The 16,615-nt window shown below is 72.7% G+C and carries 15 protein-coding genes and 1 tRNA gene; 8 read left to right on the top strand and 8 right to left on the bottom strand.

Translation table 11 applies throughout. The features are described from left to right. Positions 1-2 precede the first annotated feature (2 nt). Genes thrC through argS form a run of 4 tightly spaced genes read right to left on the bottom strand, consistent with a single transcriptional unit; the run spans position 3 to position 5,482 of the window. On the bottom strand, positions 3-1,052 hold the full coding sequence (gene thrC, locus C1I95_RS22790) for a threonine synthase (RefSeq protein WP_111216450.1): 1,050 nt from the start codon (positions 1,050-1,052) through the stop codon (positions 3-5). Between the two features lie 26 nt (positions 1,053-1,078). Then, positions 1,079-2,392 carry a homoserine dehydrogenase gene (locus C1I95_RS22785; RefSeq protein ID WP_199523863.1) on the bottom strand — a complete coding sequence of 438 codons (1,314 nt, stop codon included), beginning with the start codon at positions 2,390-2,392 and terminating at the stop codon, positions 1,079-1,081. A gap of 8 nt (positions 2,393-2,400) precedes the next feature. Beyond that, positions 2,401-3,786: a diaminopimelate decarboxylase gene (lysA, locus tag C1I95_RS22780; protein ID WP_111216445.1), complete on the bottom strand. Its 1,386-nt coding sequence runs from the start codon at positions 3,784-3,786 to the stop codon at positions 2,401-2,403. Between the two features lie 31 nt (positions 3,787-3,817). Continuing rightward, positions 3,818-5,482 (bottom strand): arginine--tRNA ligase, encoded by a 1,665-nt coding sequence (argS, locus tag C1I95_RS22775; RefSeq protein ID WP_111216443.1) that lies wholly within the window; start codon positions 5,480-5,482, stop codon positions 3,818-3,820. A 100-nt stretch (positions 5,483-5,582) separates the two neighbouring features. Between argS and C1I95_RS22770 the strand changes: the two genes are divergently transcribed. From C1I95_RS22770 to C1I95_RS22750, 5 genes are all read left to right on the top strand, one after another. Next, on the top strand, positions 5,583-6,389 hold the full coding sequence (locus C1I95_RS22770; protein ID WP_111216441.1) for a thioredoxin-like domain-containing protein: 807 nt from the start codon (positions 5,583-5,585) through the stop codon (positions 6,387-6,389). Position 6,390: 1 nt separating this feature from the next. Further along, on the top strand, positions 6,391-7,047 hold the full coding sequence (locus C1I95_RS22765) for a DUF305 domain-containing protein (protein WP_111216439.1): 657 nt from the start codon (positions 6,391-6,393) through the stop codon (positions 7,045-7,047). 185 nt (positions 7,048-7,232) lie between these two features. Beyond that, positions 7,233-7,925, top strand: coding sequence for a winged helix-turn-helix domain-containing protein (locus C1I95_RS22760; RefSeq protein WP_111216437.1), 693 nt, complete (start codon positions 7,233-7,235; stop codon positions 7,923-7,925). 103 nt (positions 7,926-8,028) lie between these two features. Then, a tRNA-Arg gene (locus C1I95_RS22755) sits at positions 8,029-8,103 on the top strand. 197 nt (positions 8,104-8,300) lie between these two features. Beyond that, on the top strand, positions 8,301-8,894 hold the full coding sequence (locus C1I95_RS22750) for a DoxX family membrane protein (RefSeq protein ID WP_111216435.1): 594 nt from the start codon (positions 8,301-8,303) through the stop codon (positions 8,892-8,894). Positions 8,895-9,041: 147 nt separating this feature from the next. Here the strand turns inward: C1I95_RS22750 and C1I95_RS22745 are convergent, their stop codons facing one another. After that, positions 9,042-10,004, bottom strand: a complete 963-nt coding sequence (locus tag C1I95_RS22745) for a DNA polymerase domain-containing protein (RefSeq protein WP_111216434.1) — start codon at positions 10,002-10,004, stop codon at positions 9,042-9,044. A gap of 46 nt (positions 10,005-10,050) precedes the next feature. Continuing rightward, entirely contained in the window at positions 10,051-10,821 is a 771-nt protein-coding gene (locus tag C1I95_RS22740) for an isocitrate lyase/PEP mutase family protein (RefSeq protein ID WP_111216432.1), read from the bottom strand. A 124-nt stretch (positions 10,822-10,945) separates the two neighbouring features. On the opposite strand from C1I95_RS22740, the gene C1I95_RS22735 reads away from it, so the two are divergent. Next, positions 10,946-11,494, top strand: coding sequence for a TetR/AcrR family transcriptional regulator (locus C1I95_RS22735; RefSeq protein ID WP_111216430.1), 549 nt, complete (start codon positions 10,946-10,948; stop codon positions 11,492-11,494). A gap of 36 nt (positions 11,495-11,530) precedes the next feature. Further along, positions 11,531-13,762: an MMPL family transporter gene (locus C1I95_RS22730; RefSeq protein ID WP_111216428.1), complete on the top strand. Its 2,232-nt coding sequence runs from the start codon at positions 11,531-11,533 to the stop codon at positions 13,760-13,762. A 68-nt stretch (positions 13,763-13,830) separates the two neighbouring features. Here C1I95_RS22730 and C1I95_RS22725 read toward each other — a convergent pair whose 3' ends face one another. Beyond that, positions 13,831-15,087, bottom strand: coding sequence for an erythromycin esterase family protein (locus C1I95_RS22725; RefSeq protein WP_111216426.1), 1,257 nt, complete (start codon positions 15,085-15,087; stop codon positions 13,831-13,833). A gap of 86 nt (positions 15,088-15,173) precedes the next feature. On the opposite strand from C1I95_RS22725, the gene C1I95_RS22720 reads away from it, so the two are divergent. Further along, the gene (locus C1I95_RS22720; RefSeq protein WP_111216448.1) at positions 15,174-15,365 is read left to right on the top strand and encodes a DUF2795 domain-containing protein; all 192 of its coding nucleotides are present in this window, start codon (positions 15,174-15,176) and stop codon (positions 15,363-15,365) included. 48 nt (positions 15,366-15,413) lie between these two features. Here the strand turns inward: C1I95_RS22720 and erm are convergent, their stop codons facing one another. Further along, complete coding sequence (gene erm, locus C1I95_RS22715) at positions 15,414-16,211, bottom strand: ErmE/ErmH/ErmO/ErmR family 23S rRNA (adenine(2058)-N(6))-methyltransferase (RefSeq protein WP_111216424.1); 798 nt, start codon at positions 16,209-16,211, stop codon at positions 15,414-15,416. Positions 16,212-16,615 lie beyond the last annotated feature (404 nt).

Raw genomic sequence — 16,615 nt, 5'->3', positions numbered from 1 at the left:
TCTCAGGCGAGGTCGAGGGAGCGGGCGGCGGCGAGCGGGTCGTTGGCGATGGTGACCGGGGCGGGGGCGGTGGAGATGGCCCACTCCGGGTCCTTCAGCCCGTGGCCGGTGACCGTGCAGACCACGGTGGACCCGGCCGGCACCCGGCCGGCGGCGGCCTGCTGGAGCAGGCCGGCCACGCTGGCCGCACTGCCCAGCTCGACGAAGGCGCCGACCTCCCGGGCCAGCAGCCGGTACGCCGACAGGATCTCCCGGTCGGTGACCGCCTCGATCAGGCCGCCGGAGGCGTCCCGCGCGTCCAGCGCCTTCGTCCAGCTCGCCGGGTTGCCGATGCGGATCGCGGTGGCGATGGTGGACGGCTCGCGTACCGCCTGCCCGGTCACGATCGGCGCGGCGCCGGCGGCCTGGAAGCCGTACATCTTCGGAGCCCGGGTGGCGTTGCCCGCCGCCAGGTCCTCGGAGTAGCCCATCCAGTAGGCGGAGATGTTGCCGGCGTTGCCCACCGGCAGGCAGTGGATGTCCGGCGCGTCGCCGAGCGCCTCGACAATCTCGAACGCCGCCGTCTTCTGGCCGTGCAACCGGTCGATGTTGACCGAGTTGACCAGGGCCACCGGGTAGTCCTGGGCAAGCTTGGCGGCCAGCGCCAGGCAGTCGTCGAAGTTGCCGTTGACCTGGAGCAGCTTGGCGCCGTGCACCAACGCCTGGGCCAGCTTGCCCAGCGCGATCTTGCCCTGCGGCACCAGCACCGCGCAGGTCACCCCGGCACGGGCCGCGTACGCGGCGGCGGAGGCGCTGGTGTTGCCCGTGGAGGCACAGATGATCGCCTTGTTGCCGGCCTCGACCGCCTTGGAGACGGCCATCGTCATGCCCCGGTCCTTGAACGAGCCGGTCGGGTTGGCGCCCTCCACCTTCAGGTACACGTCGCAGCCAAGCCGGGCGGACAGCACCGGCGCGGGCAGCAGCGGCGTGTTCCCCTCGTGCAGCGTGACAATGGGCGTGGCGTCGGTGACCGGCAACCGGTCCCGGTAGGCGTCGATCAGGCCCCGCCACATGTCGCTCTCCTCGCCTCGCTGGCTCATCAGATGCCGCCCTCGACCCGCAGCACGCTCGCCACCGATCGGACGATGTCCAGTCCGTGCAGCTCGCGGACGGTCGCCGCGAGCGCCGCGTCCGGCGCCACATGGGTCACGATCACCAGGATCGCGTCGCCGCCGTCGCCGCCGGTGCCGCCGCCCGCCGGCGCCTGGCGCACGGTGGCGATGGAGACGTGGTGCCGGGCGAACACGCCGGCCACCGCCTCCAGCACACCGGGACGGTCGGCCACGTCGAGGCTGATGTGGTAGCGGGTGAGTGCCTCCCCCATCGGCCGTACCCGCAGGTCGGCGTACGCGGACTCGCTGGCCGCGCGGACCCCGGCGAGCCGGTTACGGGCCACCGCCACCACGTCACCGAGCACCGCGCTGGCGGTCGGCGCACCACCGGCGCCCCGCCCGTAGAACATCAGCTGCCCGGCCGCGTCCGCCTCGACGAAGACCGCGTTGAACGCGTCGCCCACGCTGGCCAGCGGGTGGGTCAGCGGGATCATCGCCGGGTGCACCCGGACGCTGACCGCCTCCCGGCCCGGCCCGTCGGCGCTCCGCGCCGCGATGCAGAGCAGTTTGATCGTGCAGCCCATCGCCTTCGCGCTGGCCACGTCGGCGGCGGTGACCTCGGTGATGCCCTCGCGGTGCACGTCGGCCGCGCCGACCCGGGTGTGGAAGGCCAGTGAGGCGAGGATGGCGGCCTTGGCCGCGGCGTCGAAGCCCTCCACGTCGGCGGTCGGGTCGGCCTCCGCGTACCCCAGCTCGGTCGCCTCCTCCAGGGCCTCGGCGAAGCCGGCACCGGTGGCGTGCATGGCGGAGAGGATGAAGTTGGTGGTGCCGTTGACGATGCCGGTGACCCGGGTGATCCGGTCCCCGTGCAGCGACTCGCGCAACGGGCGCAACAGCGGGATCGCCCCGGCCACGGACGCCTCGTAATAGAGGTCGCCGCCGCCCTCGGCCGCCGCGTCGTGCAGCGCGCCGCCGTCCTCGGCGAGCAGCGCCTTGTTGGCGGTGACCACGCTCTTGCCGGCCCGCAGGGCCTCCACCAGCCAGCTACGCGCCGGCTCGATGCCGCCGACCACCTCGACCACCACGTCGACGTCGTCGCGCTTGATCAGCCCGAGCGCGTCGGTGGTGAACAACGCCGGGTCGACCGGCAGGGCGCCACGGTCGCGCCCGATCCGGCGTACGGCGATGCCGGCGATCTCCAGCGGAGCACCGATCCGGGCGGCGAGATCCGCCGACTGCTCGTGCAGCAGCCGGACCACCTCGGCGCCGACGGTGCCGCAGCCGAGCATGGCCAGGCGCACAGGTTGATTCATCCCACATCCAAGGCGAGCAGGTCCTCTTCGGTCTCCCGTCGAACGATCAGCCGGGCCTGGCCGTCCCGAACCGCGACCACCGGGGGTCGGGGCACGTGGTTGTAGTTGCTGGCCATGCTGCGGCAGTAGGCACCCGTGCCGGGCACCGCGACAAGATCTCCGGGCTGCACGTCGGCGGGCAGGAATTCATCCTTCACCACGATGTCCCCGGACTCACAATGCTTTCCCACCACGCGGGCGAGCATCGCCTCGGCGGCGCTCGCCCGGGAGGCCAGGGTGGCCGAGTACGAGGCGTCGTACAGCGCGGTGCGGATGTTGTCGCTCATCCCGCCGTCGACGCTGACGTACGTCCGGATGCCGTCGACGTCCTTGACCGTGCCCACCTGGTAGAGGGTGAACACGGCCGGGCCGACGATCGCCCGCCCCGGCTCGATGGACAGGTGCGGCACCGCCAGCCGCTCCACCGCGCACTCGGAGTCCACGATCTTGCGCAGCCGCTTGGCCAGGTCGTGCGGGGCCGCCGGGTCGTCCTGGCTGGTGTACGCGATGCCGAAGCCGCCGCCGAGGTCCAGCTCGGGCAGCTCGACCCCGCGTGCGTCGCGGATCTGCGCCTGTAGGGCGAGCACCCGGCGGGCGGAGACCTCGAATCCGCTGGTGTCGAAGATCTGCGAGCCGATGTGCGAGTGCAGGCCGCGCAGTTCCAGCACGTCCTCGTCGAGGATGCGCAGCGCGGCGGCGATGGCCGCGCCGCCGGCCAGCGAGAAGCCAAACTTCTGGTCCTCGTGGGCGGTGGCGATGAACTCGTGGGTGTGCGCCTCCACGCCGACCGTGACCCGGATCAGCACCCGCGGCCGGACGTCCCGCTCGCGGGCCAGCGCGGAGAGCCGGTCGATCTCGGCGAACGAGTCGACGATGATCCGCCCGACGCCGGCGTCCAGCGCCCGGGTCAACTCGGCCACCGACTTGTTGTTGCCGTGGAAGCCGATCCGCTCCGGGGGCATCCCGCCGGCCAGCGCCACGGCCAGCTCGCCGCCGCTGCACACGTCGAGGAACATCCCCTCCTCGGCGATCATCCGCACCACCGCCCGGCAGAGGAACGCCTTGCCCGCGTAGTAGACGTCCTCGGTCGGGAAGGCGGCCCGGAAGTCCCGGCAGCGGGAGCGCAGGTCGTCCTCGTCGAGGACGTACACCGGGGTACCGAACTCGGCGGCGATGTCGCGTACCCCCAGGCCCGCGACGACCAGCGCGCCGTCGTCCCCGCGCGTCGCGTTGCGCGGCCACAGCTGCGGCATCAGGGCGTTGACGTCGGCCGGGGTACGCAGCCAGGCCGGCCCCCGGTTGCCGATGTCGCCGTGCAGCGCACCGGCCTCGTGAGCACGCATCAGCCCGCTCCTCCGCTCGCGGTCATCCTGCTCACATCCGTTCGGGGGCGGAGACGCCGAGCAGCCGCAGGCCGTTGGCGATGACCACCCGGGTGGCGTCGTTGAGCCAGAGCCGGGCCCGGTGCAGGTCGGTGACCTCCTCGTCGCCCCGGGGCAGGATCCGGCAGTTGTCGTAGAACCGGTGGTACGCGGCGGCCGTCGTCTCCAGGTAGCGGGCCACCCGGTGCGGCTCGCGCAGCTCCGCCGCCGCACCCACCACGGCGGGGAACTCGGCGAGTGCCTTGAGCAGCTCGTTCTCCTTCTCGTGGTCGAGCAGCTCGGGCCGGAACGACTCGGCGTCGCCCCGGGTCAGGCCGACCTCGGCGGCGTTGCGCCCGACGCTGGCCGTCCGGGCCGCCACGTACTGCACGTAGTAGACCGGGTTGTCGTTGCCCGCCTTGGTCCACAGCTCGATGTCGATGTCGATCGGGGAGTCGCTGGAGTAGCGGGCCAGCGCGTACCGGGAGGCGTCCACGCCGATCGCGTCGACCAGGTCCTCCAGGGTGACCACGGTGCCGGCCCGCTTGCTCATCCGCACCGGCGCGCCCTCGCGGACCAGGTTGACCAGCTGGCCGATGAGGATCTCCAGGCTCTGCTCGGGATCGTCACCGAAGCAGGCCGCCATCGCCTTCATCCGGCCGAGGTAGCCGTGATGGTCGGCCCCGAGCATGATCACGACGCGGTCGAAGCCGCGCTCCCGCTTGTCCAGGTAGTAGGCGCAGTCCGCGGCGAAGTACGTCCACTCACCGTTGGACTTGCGCAGTACCCGGTCCTTGTCGTCACCGAAGTCGGTGGTCCGCAGCCAGGTGGCGCCGTCGGCGTCGAAGACGTGCCCCTGCTCACGCAGCCGGGTCAGGGCGTGCTCCAGCTCACCCCGGTCGTGCAGGTCCTTCTCGTTGAAGTAGGTGTCGAACTCCACCCCGAAGTCGCGCAGCGAGGACTTGATCTCCTCGAACATCAGCGCGACGCCCTCGACCCGGAAGACCTCCTGGGCGGCGTCGTCGGCCAGGGTCAGCACCTCCGGCCGGCGGGCGGTGACCTGGGCGGCGATCTCGGCGATGTACGCCCCGCCGTAGCCGTCCTCGGGGGCCGGCTCCCCCTTCGCCGCGGCGAGCAGCGAGCGGGCGAACCGGTCGATCTGGGAACCTGCGTCGTTGAAGTAGTACTCCGTGCCGACATCCGCGCCGGTGGTACGCAGCAGCCGGCTCAACGCGTCGCCGACCGCCGCCCAGCGGACCCCGCCGATGTGCACCGGGCCGGTCGGGTTGGCCGAGACGAACTCCAGATTGATCTTCAGGCCGGCGAGCCGGTCGCTGCGGCCGTACTCCTCGTCGGCCTCGACGATGGTCCGGGCGAGCTGGCCGGCGGCGGCGGCGTCGAGCCGGATGTTCAGGAAGCCCGGACCGGCGATCTCCACCGACTTGATGCCCGTCGTGCTCGACAGCTGCGCGGCCAGCGCGGCGGCCAGGTCCCGAGGGGGTACGCCCACCTTCTTGCTCAGCTGCAACGCCAGCGTGGAGGCGTAGTCGCCGTGCTCGGGATTGCGGGGTCGCTCGACCGTCGTGTGCTCCGGCAGCGCGGAGCCGTCCAGCCCTCGGTCGGCGAAGACGGCGTGAGCGGCGGCGAGGACGGCATCGGCGAGTTCTGCGGGAGTCACCGATCCATGTTATCGGGGGTAGACTCGGCACCCGCGGCGGCGACCCAGCATCGGAATTCGGGCCGCCAGATCCCCTGACCGACCGACCTGACGAGGCACGATGAGCATCAGCACCCCGGGCGGCCCGCAGCGCCGTCCGACCGTGGTCAGCACCGGCAAGAAGCCGGCGGCGGGTCGGCCGGCCGCCGGCGCCAAGGCCGCGTCCGACAAGCCGGCGACTCCGCAACGCTCCGGCGGGGGCGGCAAGGGGCCACGCAAGCCGATCGCCCCGGTCAAGGTCAGCCAGGGCCGTTCCTGGGGGCCGATCGCGCTCTTCGTCGCGGTGGGCGTGCTCGCCACGTCGATCATCGGGTACGGCGCCTGGGCGGCCATCAAGGGCAGCCAGTCCTGGCAGGACAAGGCGGCGGACATCCAGGGCATCGTCAACTTCCGCCAGACGGATCCGGAGAGCATCTCCAACCAGGAACACCGGGCCGGCAAGCAGGAATACAAGCAGAGCCCGCCGGTCGGCGGCCCGCACAACAACACCTGGCAGCGCTGCCTCGGCGACGTCTACGACGCACCGATCGCCAACGAGCACGCGCTGCACAGCCTGGAGCACGGCGCGGTCTGGCTCACCTACCGCCCCGACCTGCCTGCGGCCGACGTGGAGAAGCTGGCCAGCGTGATCCGCGGCAACGACTTCATGCTGATGAGCCCGTACGAGGGCCTCGACTCGGCGGTCTCCATCCAGGCGTGGGGCTACCAGCTCAAGGTCGACAGCGCCGACGACCCGCGGATCAAGGAGTTCGCCACCGTCCTGGCGCAGAACGCCTCGATGGAGCCGGGCGTGCCCTGCTCCTCCGGCAACTACACCACCGGCACCGGCACCGAGCCGCGCGAACTCCAGCCGTCGATGGGTGGCTGACATGCCCAGCGCGGTGCAGGAAGCGGCGATCGAGGAGCAGACGGGCCCGGCCGAACCTCGGCCGACCTCCCGGACGCTGCGTTACCTGACGCTGGCCGTGACGGCACTGCTGCTGCTCGGCGTCGGCTGGACGGCCGCGACCCTGACCACCGGGCGCACTCCCGGTGAGACGTCGGCCGAGGCCGGCTTCGCCCGGGACATGTCCCGGCACCACGCCCAGGCGGTGGAGATGGCCATGGTCGCGTACGCCAAGGGGCAGGATCCGGCGATCCGCCAGCTCGGGTACGACATCGCGCTGACCCAGCAGGCCCAGATCGGGCACATGCAGCGCTGGTTGCAGGAGTGGAACCTGCTGCCGACCGGCTCCCGGCCGGCCATGGAGTGGATGCCCGACGGGGTAGGGGTGGACGCCAGCGGGCTGATGCCCGGCATGGCCACCCGGGAGGAGATCACCCAGCTGCACGAGGCGCAGGGGGCCGAGGTCGACCAGCTCGTCATCCGGCTGATGATCAAGCATCACCTGGGCGGCATCCACATGGTCGACGGCGTGCTCAAGGTCTCCGACCGCCCCGAGGTGGTCCGGATGGCCGAGGCGATGAAGGCAGCGCAGCAGAAAGAGATCAACGAGCTGCGGAAACTGCAGCAGGCCGGCGGCTGAGCCGCCGACAACCGGTACGACCGCGCCGCCCCGCTCACTGTCGAGCGGGGCGGCGTCGTCGTTGCGGCGTTGGCAGCCCGTGCCGCCACCCCGACCGGGATCGTAGGCTCCGTCATACCTTGGGGCTATACGACCGATTTTCCCTCTAGGGGTTACTTGGAGGGAACTGCACTCGTTGTCCTGACGTGGGGGTTGCACTCAGAGACGCACGGCGTTCCGTCACCAGCTGGTGCCGGCGCCACACCATCGGCGGTGACGGGACGGTGGCAGCCGTCCGTCGCGGACAGCGGCACGGCGAGCCGGGAACGCTCAGCCGCGAACAAGAGCTGGAACTCATCGACACCCTCCGGGGCGTCCACCCCGACGAGTTCGGCCTGGACGAGGAGCTGTGGACCCGACAGAGTCTGCACACCCTGATCCAGCAGCACTTCGAGCTGACGGTGGACACCGGGATGGTCGGGGCGTACCTGCGGGCCTGGGGGTTGGGTCCGCGCGAACCCCGGGAGCGGGCCTGCGGCCTCTGCGTCGGCGCGGTCGAGCGCTGGGTACGCAGCGAGTACCCGGCGATCACCCGAGCGGCCCAGGAACATCTGGCCGAGGTGTACTGGATCGGCCGGATCCGGTTGCGCGGCACGATGCCGGCGGCCGACGTGATCTCCGCCGTCTCCTCGCGCGGCCGGGTGCGTTTCATGATCACCACTCCGTCGGTGGACCCGGCGCTGCCCCGCGACTTCGTGTTGCGGCTCAGCGGCGCGGAGCAGCGCACGGTGCACCTGATCGTGGACGGCTCCTGGGCCCGCAACGAGTGGCCGCGCCGGCTGCCCCGGCGCATCGTGACGCACCCGCTGCCCAGCTGCGGCCGCGCCCTCGCCGCCTGAACCGACCCATCGCCACCGGCTGTCGGCGACGAGGAGAAGGCGACCCGCTCGATACCGATTCGGCGATCGCTCCGGACGTTTGCTAGTCTTCTCCAGTCGCTGAGCCCCCGTAGCTCAGGGGATAGAGCACCGCCCTCCGGAGGCGGGGGCGCAGGTTCGAATCCTGCCGGGGGCACCAGAGTTGACCAGCACGACAGGCCGCTGACCGGGAATCCAGGTCGGCGGCCTTCGTCGTGTTCGGCGGTGTCCCGGCCGGCGACGTACCCGCCGAGGGTCGGGACCTTGGTCCCGGCGGCATCGGGTGTTCCGGCCCAGGCGCCGCAGCCCCTCCCAGGGAGATGGTGGTCAGGTAAGAAGCTGACTGCGGAGGCAACGATGACCATCCACCACAGCACCCACCGATCGATCGAACGGCCCCTCGAGCACGCGGAACTGCCCGGCTCGATGCTGACCAGCACCGCCGCCCGGGCCCTGGCCGTGCTGCGGATCGCCACCGGGCTCGTGTTCCTGTGGGCCTTCCTCGACAAGACCTTCGGCCTCGGCTACGCCACCCCGACCGAGCGGGCCTGGATCAACGGCGGTTCGCCCACCCGGGGCTTCCTCGCCAATGTCGAGGTCGGCCCGTTGCAGTCGGTCGCCCACTCGATCGCCGGCACCTGGTGGGCCAACACGCTGTTCATGGTCGGCCTGGCCGCCATCGGCATCGCCCTCGTCGCCGGCATCGGCCTGCGGGTCGCGGCCGCCTCGGGCACCCTGATGATGGCGTTCATGTGGTTGGCCGAGTTCCCGCTGGCCCGGTTCACCGCCGGTGGTGACCCGACCGGGTCGACCAACCCGGTGGTCGACTACCACCTGATCTACGCCGTCGGGCTGGTCGTCCTCGCCGCCGCGTACGCCGGACACACCTGGGGTCTGGGCCGGATCTGGGCCCGCCTGCCCTTCGTGCAGCGCCACCGCTGGATGATCTGACCTGCCCGACCACCGGTGCGCCGGACCGTCACCACGGTCCGGCGCACCGCCGCGTCAGCGTCCGGCGAGCGGCGACCCGCGCTTGTCGGGGCGGCGCCCACCCCGGCGACTGCGGCTCACCGGGGCCGGGCGGTGGTTGCCGCGTACTCAGTCGGCGGCGGCGCGCCGGGCGCGGGCCCGACGCCGGCCCTCGTGCATGGCCTGCACCCTCGGCACCGGGATGGCCCGGCCCTCCTCGACCAGTTCGGCGGGGAGCTGCTGCGGCTCCGGCATCAGCGCCGTCCACGGGTCCCGGTCCGCCACCAGAGCGGTGGCCGTCCGGATGGTGAAGTCCGCCGGAGTCACGGACTCCAGGTCGTCCCAGGGCACCGGGAAGGAGACCGGCACCCCGGGCCGCAGCCGCGGGCTGTAGACCGACACCACGGTCGCCCCGCCGGACCGGGTGGGGTCGACGAACACCTTTCCACCCCGGTCCTCGCGGATGAACGCGGTGGTCGCCAGCGCCGGGTCCAGCCGTTCCGCGCGGGCCGCGAGGGCCCGGGTGGCGGCGGCCAGTTGCTCGGCGTCCGGGCCCGGCGCTACCGGGACGAAGACGTGCACCCCCTTGGCCCCGCTGGTCTTCACCGCGCCGGCCAGCCCGGCGTCCGCCAGGGCCTGCCGGACCAGCAGGGCGGTGGCCACCCCGGCGGCGAAGCCGCCGTCGTCCGGCGGGTCGAGGTCGAGCACCAGGTGGGTGGGGCGGCGCAGGTCGTCGACGGTGGCCAGGGTCGGGTGGTACTCCACCGCCCGCTGGTTGGCGAACCAGAGCAGGGTGCGGCGGTCGTCGCAGAGCCCGTACGAGATCTCCCGGCGGGACGCCTCGGCCCAGATCGGCACCCGAGGCACCCACTCCGGGGTGTAGCGCGGCAGGTTCTTCTGCATGAACGGCGGCTGCCCCGGGCGCACCCGGACCACCGACAGCGGGCGCCCGCGCAGCCGCGGGACGATCCGGTCGGCCACCGCGTCGAGGTAGTCGACCAGGTCGCGCTTGGCCGCACCGGCTCCGTCGAACAACGTCTGGTCGAGGTTGGTCAGCGCCACCCCGTCCCGGGTCTCGTCTGCCCCGCTCATCCGATCACCATCCCGGCCCGACGGCCGGTGGTCAACCGGAACACGGTCAGTTCAGCGGGTCCCCGGCGGCCGCCGCAGCCAGCAGCCGGGCGGTGTACGCGCGGGTGGCGGCGTACAGGCCGGTGCCGTAACTGATCCGGGCCACCCCGAGCGCGGCCAGTTCGGCCGCCGCCGGCGCCCCCGGCCGGGCCAACGCGTTCACCGGCGCCTCGACGGCCTCGACGAACGACCGCAGAGCGGCCGGGTCGGCGAGCACGATCGGATAGACGCAGTCCGCGCCGGCGGCCAGGTAGCGGCGGGCCCGACGGATCGCCTCGGCGGGTCGCCCGGCCGGGTCGCCAGCCTGCTGGATGAAGACGTCGATCCGGGCGTTGACCACGATCGCCACCCCGGCCGCCTCGGCTGCCGCCCGTACTGCGGCCAGCAGGTCGGCCTGCTCCTCGGCGTCCACCAGGGCACCGGTACGGGGATCGGAGTCCTCCAGGTTGAGCCCGACCGCTCCGGCGTCGAGCAGTCGATCGACCAGCTCAGCCGGACGGAGCCCGTAGCCCCGCTCCAGGTCGGCGGTGACCGGGACGTTGACCGCCCTGGTCACCCGGGCCACCGCGGCGAACATCTCCTCGGGCGGGGTGGCCTCCCCGTCGGTGTGGCCGAGCGACTCGGCGACGGCGGCGCTGCTGGTCGCCACGGCGGGAAATCCGGCGTCGACCACCCACCGGGCCGTGCCGGCGTCCCAGGCATTGGGCAGGACCAGCGGGTCACAGGGCCGGTGCAGGGCGCGCAGCGCCGCCGCCCGGTCCACCAGGGAATCGGTCATGGGGGCATTCTCGGCGTACCGGGGTGGCAACCGGAGAGCCAATCCGGGGTCACTGGCTGTGGCGAACACCACCGATCTGACCGATCGGTCAGCCTCTGACCGATCGGTCAGGCATGCTGGGGCGATGGCCCGCCCGACCCCGCAGACCCACGGCGACATCCTGGCCGCCGCAGCGAGACGCTTCGCCGCCACCGGCTACCGGGGCACCTCGTTGCAGGACATCGCCAGCGAGGTGGGCTGCTCCAAGGCGGCGGTGCTCTACCACTTCGCCAACAAGGAGGCCATCCTCACCGAGCTGATGGCCCCGGCGATCACGGTGCTCCAGTCGCTCGACGACCGGATCGCGGCCCAGCCCGACCCCGCGTCCGCCCAGCAGGTCGCCGCCGAGGGCTTCGTCGATCTCGCCGTCCGGTTCCGCCGCGAGATCGCCCTGCTCCGTGGCGAGTTCCCCGAACTGCTGCAACAGCCCGTCTTCGCGCATATCCACGAGATCTCCGAGCGGCTCATCGACGCCATGGCCGGGCGCTCCGAACGGGCCTCGGCCCGGATCTGCGCGCTGGTGCTGCTGGCCGGCATCGCCGAGACCTGCGGGCAGTTCGCCGAGGTCTCCGACGAGGAACTGCGCGACGCCCTGCTGGCGCTGCTGCGGCGGGCGCTGGAGCCCGTCCACTGACCCGTCCCACCATCCACGACCGAGGGAAAGGACCTCATGGCGACCCTGCTCTACCGGCTAGGCCGGGGCTCGATGCGCCGACGGCGACTCGTCGCCGCGATCTGGCTCGTCGTACTCGTCGGGCTCGGCCTGGCCGCGGCGACCCTGCGCGGCCCGACGGCCAGCAACTTCACCATGCCCGGCACCGAGTCCCAGCACGCGCTCGACCTGCTCGGCGAGCAGTTCCCGGCGGCGGCCGGCGCCACCGGCACCATCGCCCTGAAGGCACCGGCGGACGGCCAACTCGGCACGCCCGAGGGCCAGGCGGTGGTCCAGGCGGTCACCCAGGAGGCCGCGACCGTGCCCGGCGTGGTCGCCGCCGTCGACCCGTTCCAGGTCGGCGCCGTGTCGCCGGACGGCCGGTACGCGCTGATCCAGGTGCAGTTCAGCACCGGCTCCGACGGGGTGACCGACGAGCAGCGGGACGCCTACGAGAAGGTCGGCGCCCAGGCCGAGGCGCAGGGCTGGCAGGTCGCGCCCGGCGGTGAGGTGCTCAACGCCGAACCCGAGGTCGGCTCCACCGAGGCGCTCGGCGTCGCGGTGGCTCTCGTCGTCCTGGTGGTCACCTTCGGCTCGCTGGTGGCGGCGGGCATGACCATGCTCAACGCGCTGATCGGCGTCGGCGTCGGCATGGCCGGGCTGTTCGCGCTCAGCAGCGTGGTCGAGCTGACCAGCACCGCGCCGATCCTCGCGCTGATGCTCGGCCTCGCCGTCGGCATCGACTACTCGCTCTTCATCACCTCGCGCTACCGACAGAACCTGCTCGACGGGCTGCCGGCCGACGAGGCGGTCGGGCGGGCGGTCGGCACCGCCGGCTCGGCGGTGGTCTTCGCCGGGGCCACGGTGGTCATCGCTCTGGCCGGTCTCGCCGTGGTGAACATCCCGTTCCTGACCGTGATGGGTCTGGCCGCGGCCGGCACGGTGACCGTCGCGGTGCTGGTGGCGATCACCCTCCAGCCGGCGCTGCTCGGCTTCGCCGGTCGCCGGGTGCTGCCCCGCCGGCTGCGCTCGACGGTGCCGGCGCCGACCGCCGGTGACCGCGCCGACGAGGACAGCGCGACGACCGACCGCGCGGCACCGGAGGCGGCCACCCTCGCCGGCGAGAACCGCTCGGCGTTCGGGTTCCGCTGGGCCCGGCTGATCACCCGTTTCCGGATCCCGGTGATCCTGGTCGGAGTGCTCGGCCTCGGGCTGCTGGCGCTGCCCGCGCCGGACATGCGCCTCTCCCTGCCGGACGCGGGCACCGCGCCGGCCGGCTCGGCCGAGCGGGTCTCCAACGACCTGATCACCGAGGGCTTCGGGCCCGGCTTCACCGGCCGCCTCGCGGTGGTCGTGGCCGGCGACGACGCCCAGGCCACCGCCGCGGCCATCCCGCAGGTGACCGCCCTGGTCCAGCGCACCGAGAACGTCCTCGCGGTGACCCCGCCGCAGCTCAGCCCGGACGGCCGGACCGCGCTGCTCGGGGTGATCCCGCAGACCGGCCCGACCGACCCGGCCACCGAGACGATGGTGCACGACATCCGGGCGGCCGTCGGCGGCATCCAGAACGCGGACGTGCTGCTGACCGGTGTGACCGCGATCGGCATCGACATCTCGGAGAAGCTCTCCGACGCGCTGCCGATCTACCTGGCGCTGGTGGTCGGGCTGTCCATCCTGCTGCTGATGCTGGTGTTCCGCTCGCTGCTGGTACCGGTCAAGGCGTCCCTGGGCTTCCTGCTCACCGTCGCCGCCACATTCGGCATCACGGTCGCGGTGTTCCAGCAGGGTCACCTCGCCGACCTGGTCGGTCTGGACACCCCCGGCCCACTGATCAGCTTCCTGCCGATCCTGCTGATCGGCATCCTGTTCGGCCTGGCCATGGACTACGAGGTCTTCCTGGTCTCCCGGATGCGCGAGGACTTCGTGCACGGCGACACCGCGCAGCAGGCCACCATCAACGGGATGGGGCACGGGGCCCGGGTGGTCACCGCCGCCGCGCTGATCATGATCTCGGTCTTCGGCGGCTTCGTCTTCCTCGACGACCCGGTGATCAAGTCGATGGGATTCGCGCTGGCCATCGGCGTGGCGATCGACGCCTTCGTGGTCCGGATGACCATCGTCCCGGCGGTGATGTCGCTGCTCGGCAAGCGGGCCTGGTGGCTGCCCCGCTGGCTGGACCGGGCACTGCCCAACGTCGACATCGAGGGCGAGAAGCTGCGCGCCCGGCTCGCCGAGAAAGTCACGGTGTAAGGAGGGGCCCCCTGTTAACGCCTCGCGTATAGCAGGGGGCCCCTATTAACGCCCGGCTTCGCAGCGCATCACACCCCGGCCGGGTACGTCTCCATCTCCCCGGGCGTGGTGAGCGCGGGCAGCGGATGCAGCGCGGTCGTCTCGTCGCACCAGATGAAGGCGTCGTACCGCTGCCCCAGCCGGGTCGGCACGTAGTTGCCCCACGACTCGAAGGACGGGTCGTACACCACACCGATGGCCCGGTGGTCGAGGGTGTCGGTGACCCAGCCCGGCTGGTCCGCGCCGCCGAAGACCAGCACCGCCCGCTCCGGCATCAGCTCGTGCAGCCGGTGCTCCACCGAGCCGGACCGGGCCGGCGGCACCACCATCGCCTCGGCCGGCGAGCCCCACCTCGGCGCCGCGATCACGCTGCCGCGCCAACTACCGAAGCCGATCAGCGCGACCCCGTCGGCGCCGTACCGTTCCCGAGCCAGCTGGCCGATGTTCACCAGCCCGTCGGCGGCCATGTCGGTCGCCCGCGCGTCGCCCACGTGGGTGTTGTGCGCCCAGACCACCCCCCGGGCACTCGGCCCGTAGCGGTCCAGCAGCCGGTCCAGGGTGTCGGCCATGTGGTTGTCCCGAACGTTCCACGACCCCGGGCCGCCGGCGACCATCTCCCGGTAGTAACGCTCCGCGCCGGCCACCACCTCCGCGTTCTGCCAGGCCGAGAAGGCGCCCGGCCCGTCCGTGACGGCGTGTTCCCGGGTACGCGCCAGCAGCCGTACCACCTCCTGCTCGCAGCGGGCGGAGACGAACCGGCTCGCCGCGCCGTACTCCTCGACCCGCTTGCCGTACGGCTCGAAGCAGCGGTAGGCGTCCTGCGCGGCCTCCAGTGACGCCGGGTCCTCCTCGCCCAGGTAGTCGAAGATCGCCTGCATCGACTCCCAGAGGCTGTAGACGTCGAGGCCGTGGAACCCGACCCGGGAGGCCTCGGCCCGCTCCAGGTTCCACGCTCGCAGCCAGCGGCAGAAGCGGGCCACCTCGGCGTTCGCCCACATCCAGGTCGGCCAGCGTTCGAACTGCTCCAGCGCGACCTGCGGCTCGACCGCGCCGCCCGGCGCGGCGGTCACCGAACGGTTCACCCGGTCACAGTCGGGCCAGTCGCCCTCCACCGCGACGAAGTCGAACCCGCACTCGGCGATCAGTCGGCGAGTGAGCTGCTCCCGGATCCGGTAGTAGTCGTGGCTGCCGTGCGTCGCCTCCCCGATCATCACCACCCGGGCGTCCCGGACGCGCTCCAGCAACGGGTCGAAATCGCTCGGCGCGCCGAGCCGCTGTACCAGCATGCCTGCGGCTACCCGGGACCCGGGCGGGCAAACGCGCGGCCCGGCCGGTGGTGTGCCGGGGCGGTTACGTGGGTAGGTCGGACGGCATGACCGACAGTGGCGCCCCGTTGCAGGAGTACCTCGCGGGGCTCGACTTTCCCGTTTCCCGCGAGGACCTGATCCGCTGGTGCCAGGAGAACGGTGCGACCACGGAGCAGTTGCAGGCCGTCCGGGCCCTGCCGGTGGAGCAGCTCAGCTCCCCCGCCGAGCTGACCGAGGCGCTGCGCACCGAGTGGTGAGGGGCCCTCCGCGACCCCGGCGTCGAGAAGGGCTTCCTCGTCACCCCGTCAGCGGGCGTGCAGCAGGCGGTGCAGCACCAGCCACTGCTCCGGCCACACGTGCCCGACCGGGGTGTCCGGGTCGAGCCGGCTGGCCCGCAGCGCCGCCGCCAGCCGGGCCCGCGGGTACTGGCGGGCCAGCGAGGCCGCGAGCGAGCCGCCGGCACCGCCGAAGCCCAGCTCGACCATCCGGCGGTACGCCGGCAGGGCGTGCGGCGCCAGCAGCGGCTGCGCCCGGCGCTCGATGCACAGGATGCCCGCGTCGACCCGGGGCACCGGGCGGAACGCGGTACGCGGCACCCGCCCGGCGAGCCGCCAGCGGAACTCCGGCCAGGTCAGCACGGTCAGCCGGCTCCACCGGCCGTAGTCTCCGGCGCGCCGTCGGGCGTACTCCCACTGGGTCAGCAGGGTCGCCGACCGCAGCCCGGGAGCGGCCAGGCACCAGCGCACCACGGCCGCGGTCAGCGACCACGGAATGTTGCCGACCACCGCGAACTCCTCCCGCGGCGGCGACGTGTCGAGGAAGTCGGCCTGGCGGTGCGTCACGGTGGGCAGGGCCGCGCAGACCCGGGCCAGTTCCACGCCGGCGTCGGGATCGACCTCGTACGCCACCAACCGTCGGCAGCGCGCGGCCAGCGGCCGGGTCAGCTGCCCCCGCCCGGCGCCCACCTCCAGCAGCAGGCCGTCCGGGTCGGGGTGGGCGGCGTCGACCAGCCGCGCGATGGCGGCCCGGTCGGCGAGAAAGTTCTGCGAGAGTACGCGACGGGACCGGTCGCGTTCGGTCGTGCGGGTACGGCGGGGCGCCATGGCGTCGTCCTGTCTGTCGCCGTCGGGCGACGGGTGCGGACAGGCAGCCGTCGACGGGGCCTGTCCGAGCGGTCGGGACTCGGACGGCCCTGGTCAGTGGCGCGAAGGCGGGATCGGTCACGCACGGGCAGCCGACGGTGCCCCGGTCGGTGGCCGGGATGCCGGCAGGCTGACGGCTGGTCGCCGGACGCGACCGCAGGTGGCTGCGGCGCGGGCGTACCGGTCGTCACGCCCCGCAATGCGGGACGGTGCCGAAAGAGTGTGCGGAGGCGTCAGTCGCGGGTCGCGCCGGCCAGGGCCGGACGCCGGACTCGCGGGCGGGCCACCTGCAACGACCCGAACGCGGCCGGCGTAACGACCGCGTTGATCAGAGCGCAAACGCACATGCCCGCCACCCTACCGAC

The sequence above is a fragment of the Micromonospora craterilacus genome (assembly GCF_003236315.1).
Classification (GTDB): Bacteria; Actinomycetota; Actinomycetes; order Mycobacteriales; family Micromonosporaceae; genus Micromonospora; species Micromonospora craterilacus.
The sequence above is the reverse complement of the archived record's forward strand: the minus strand, read 5'-3'. Positions and strand labels throughout refer to the sequence as shown.

Bases quoted from the DNA above. Each gene is read 5' to 3' on its own strand.
- thrC (WP_111216450.1), bottom strand. From the start codon at position 1,052: ATGTGGCGGGGCCTGATCGACGCCTACCGGGACCGGTTGCCGGTCACC.
- lysA (WP_111216445.1), bottom strand. From the start codon at position 3,786: ATGCGTGCTCACGAGGCCGGTGCGCTGCACGGCGACATCGGCAACCGG.
- C1I95_RS22770 (WP_111216441.1), top strand. From the start codon at position 5,583: ATGAGCATCAGCACCCCGGGCGGCCCGCAGCGCCGTCCGACCGTGGTC.
- C1I95_RS22765 (WP_111216439.1), top strand. From the start codon at position 6,391: ATGCCCAGCGCGGTGCAGGAAGCGGCGATCGAGGAGCAGACGGGCCCG.
- C1I95_RS22750 (WP_111216435.1), top strand. From the start codon at position 8,301: ATGACCATCCACCACAGCACCCACCGATCGATCGAACGGCCCCTCGAG.
- C1I95_RS22745 (WP_111216434.1), bottom strand. From the start codon at position 10,004: ATGAGCGGGGCAGACGAGACCCGGGACGGGGTGGCGCTGACCAACCTC.
- C1I95_RS22740 (WP_111216432.1), bottom strand. From the start codon at position 10,821: ATGACCGATTCCCTGGTGGACCGGGCGGCGGCGCTGCGCGCCCTGCAC.
- C1I95_RS22735 (WP_111216430.1), top strand. From the start codon at position 10,946: ATGGCCCGCCCGACCCCGCAGACCCACGGCGACATCCTGGCCGCCGCA.
- C1I95_RS22730 (WP_111216428.1), top strand. From the start codon at position 11,531: ATGGCGACCCTGCTCTACCGGCTAGGCCGGGGCTCGATGCGCCGACGG.
- C1I95_RS22725 (WP_111216426.1), bottom strand. From the start codon at position 15,087: ATGCTGGTACAGCGGCTCGGCGCGCCGAGCGATTTCGACCCGTTGCTG.
- C1I95_RS22720 (WP_111216448.1), top strand. From the start codon at position 15,174: ATGACCGACAGTGGCGCCCCGTTGCAGGAGTACCTCGCGGGGCTCGAC.
- erm (WP_111216424.1), bottom strand. From the start codon at position 16,211: ATGGCGCCCCGCCGTACCCGCACGACCGAACGCGACCGGTCCCGTCGC.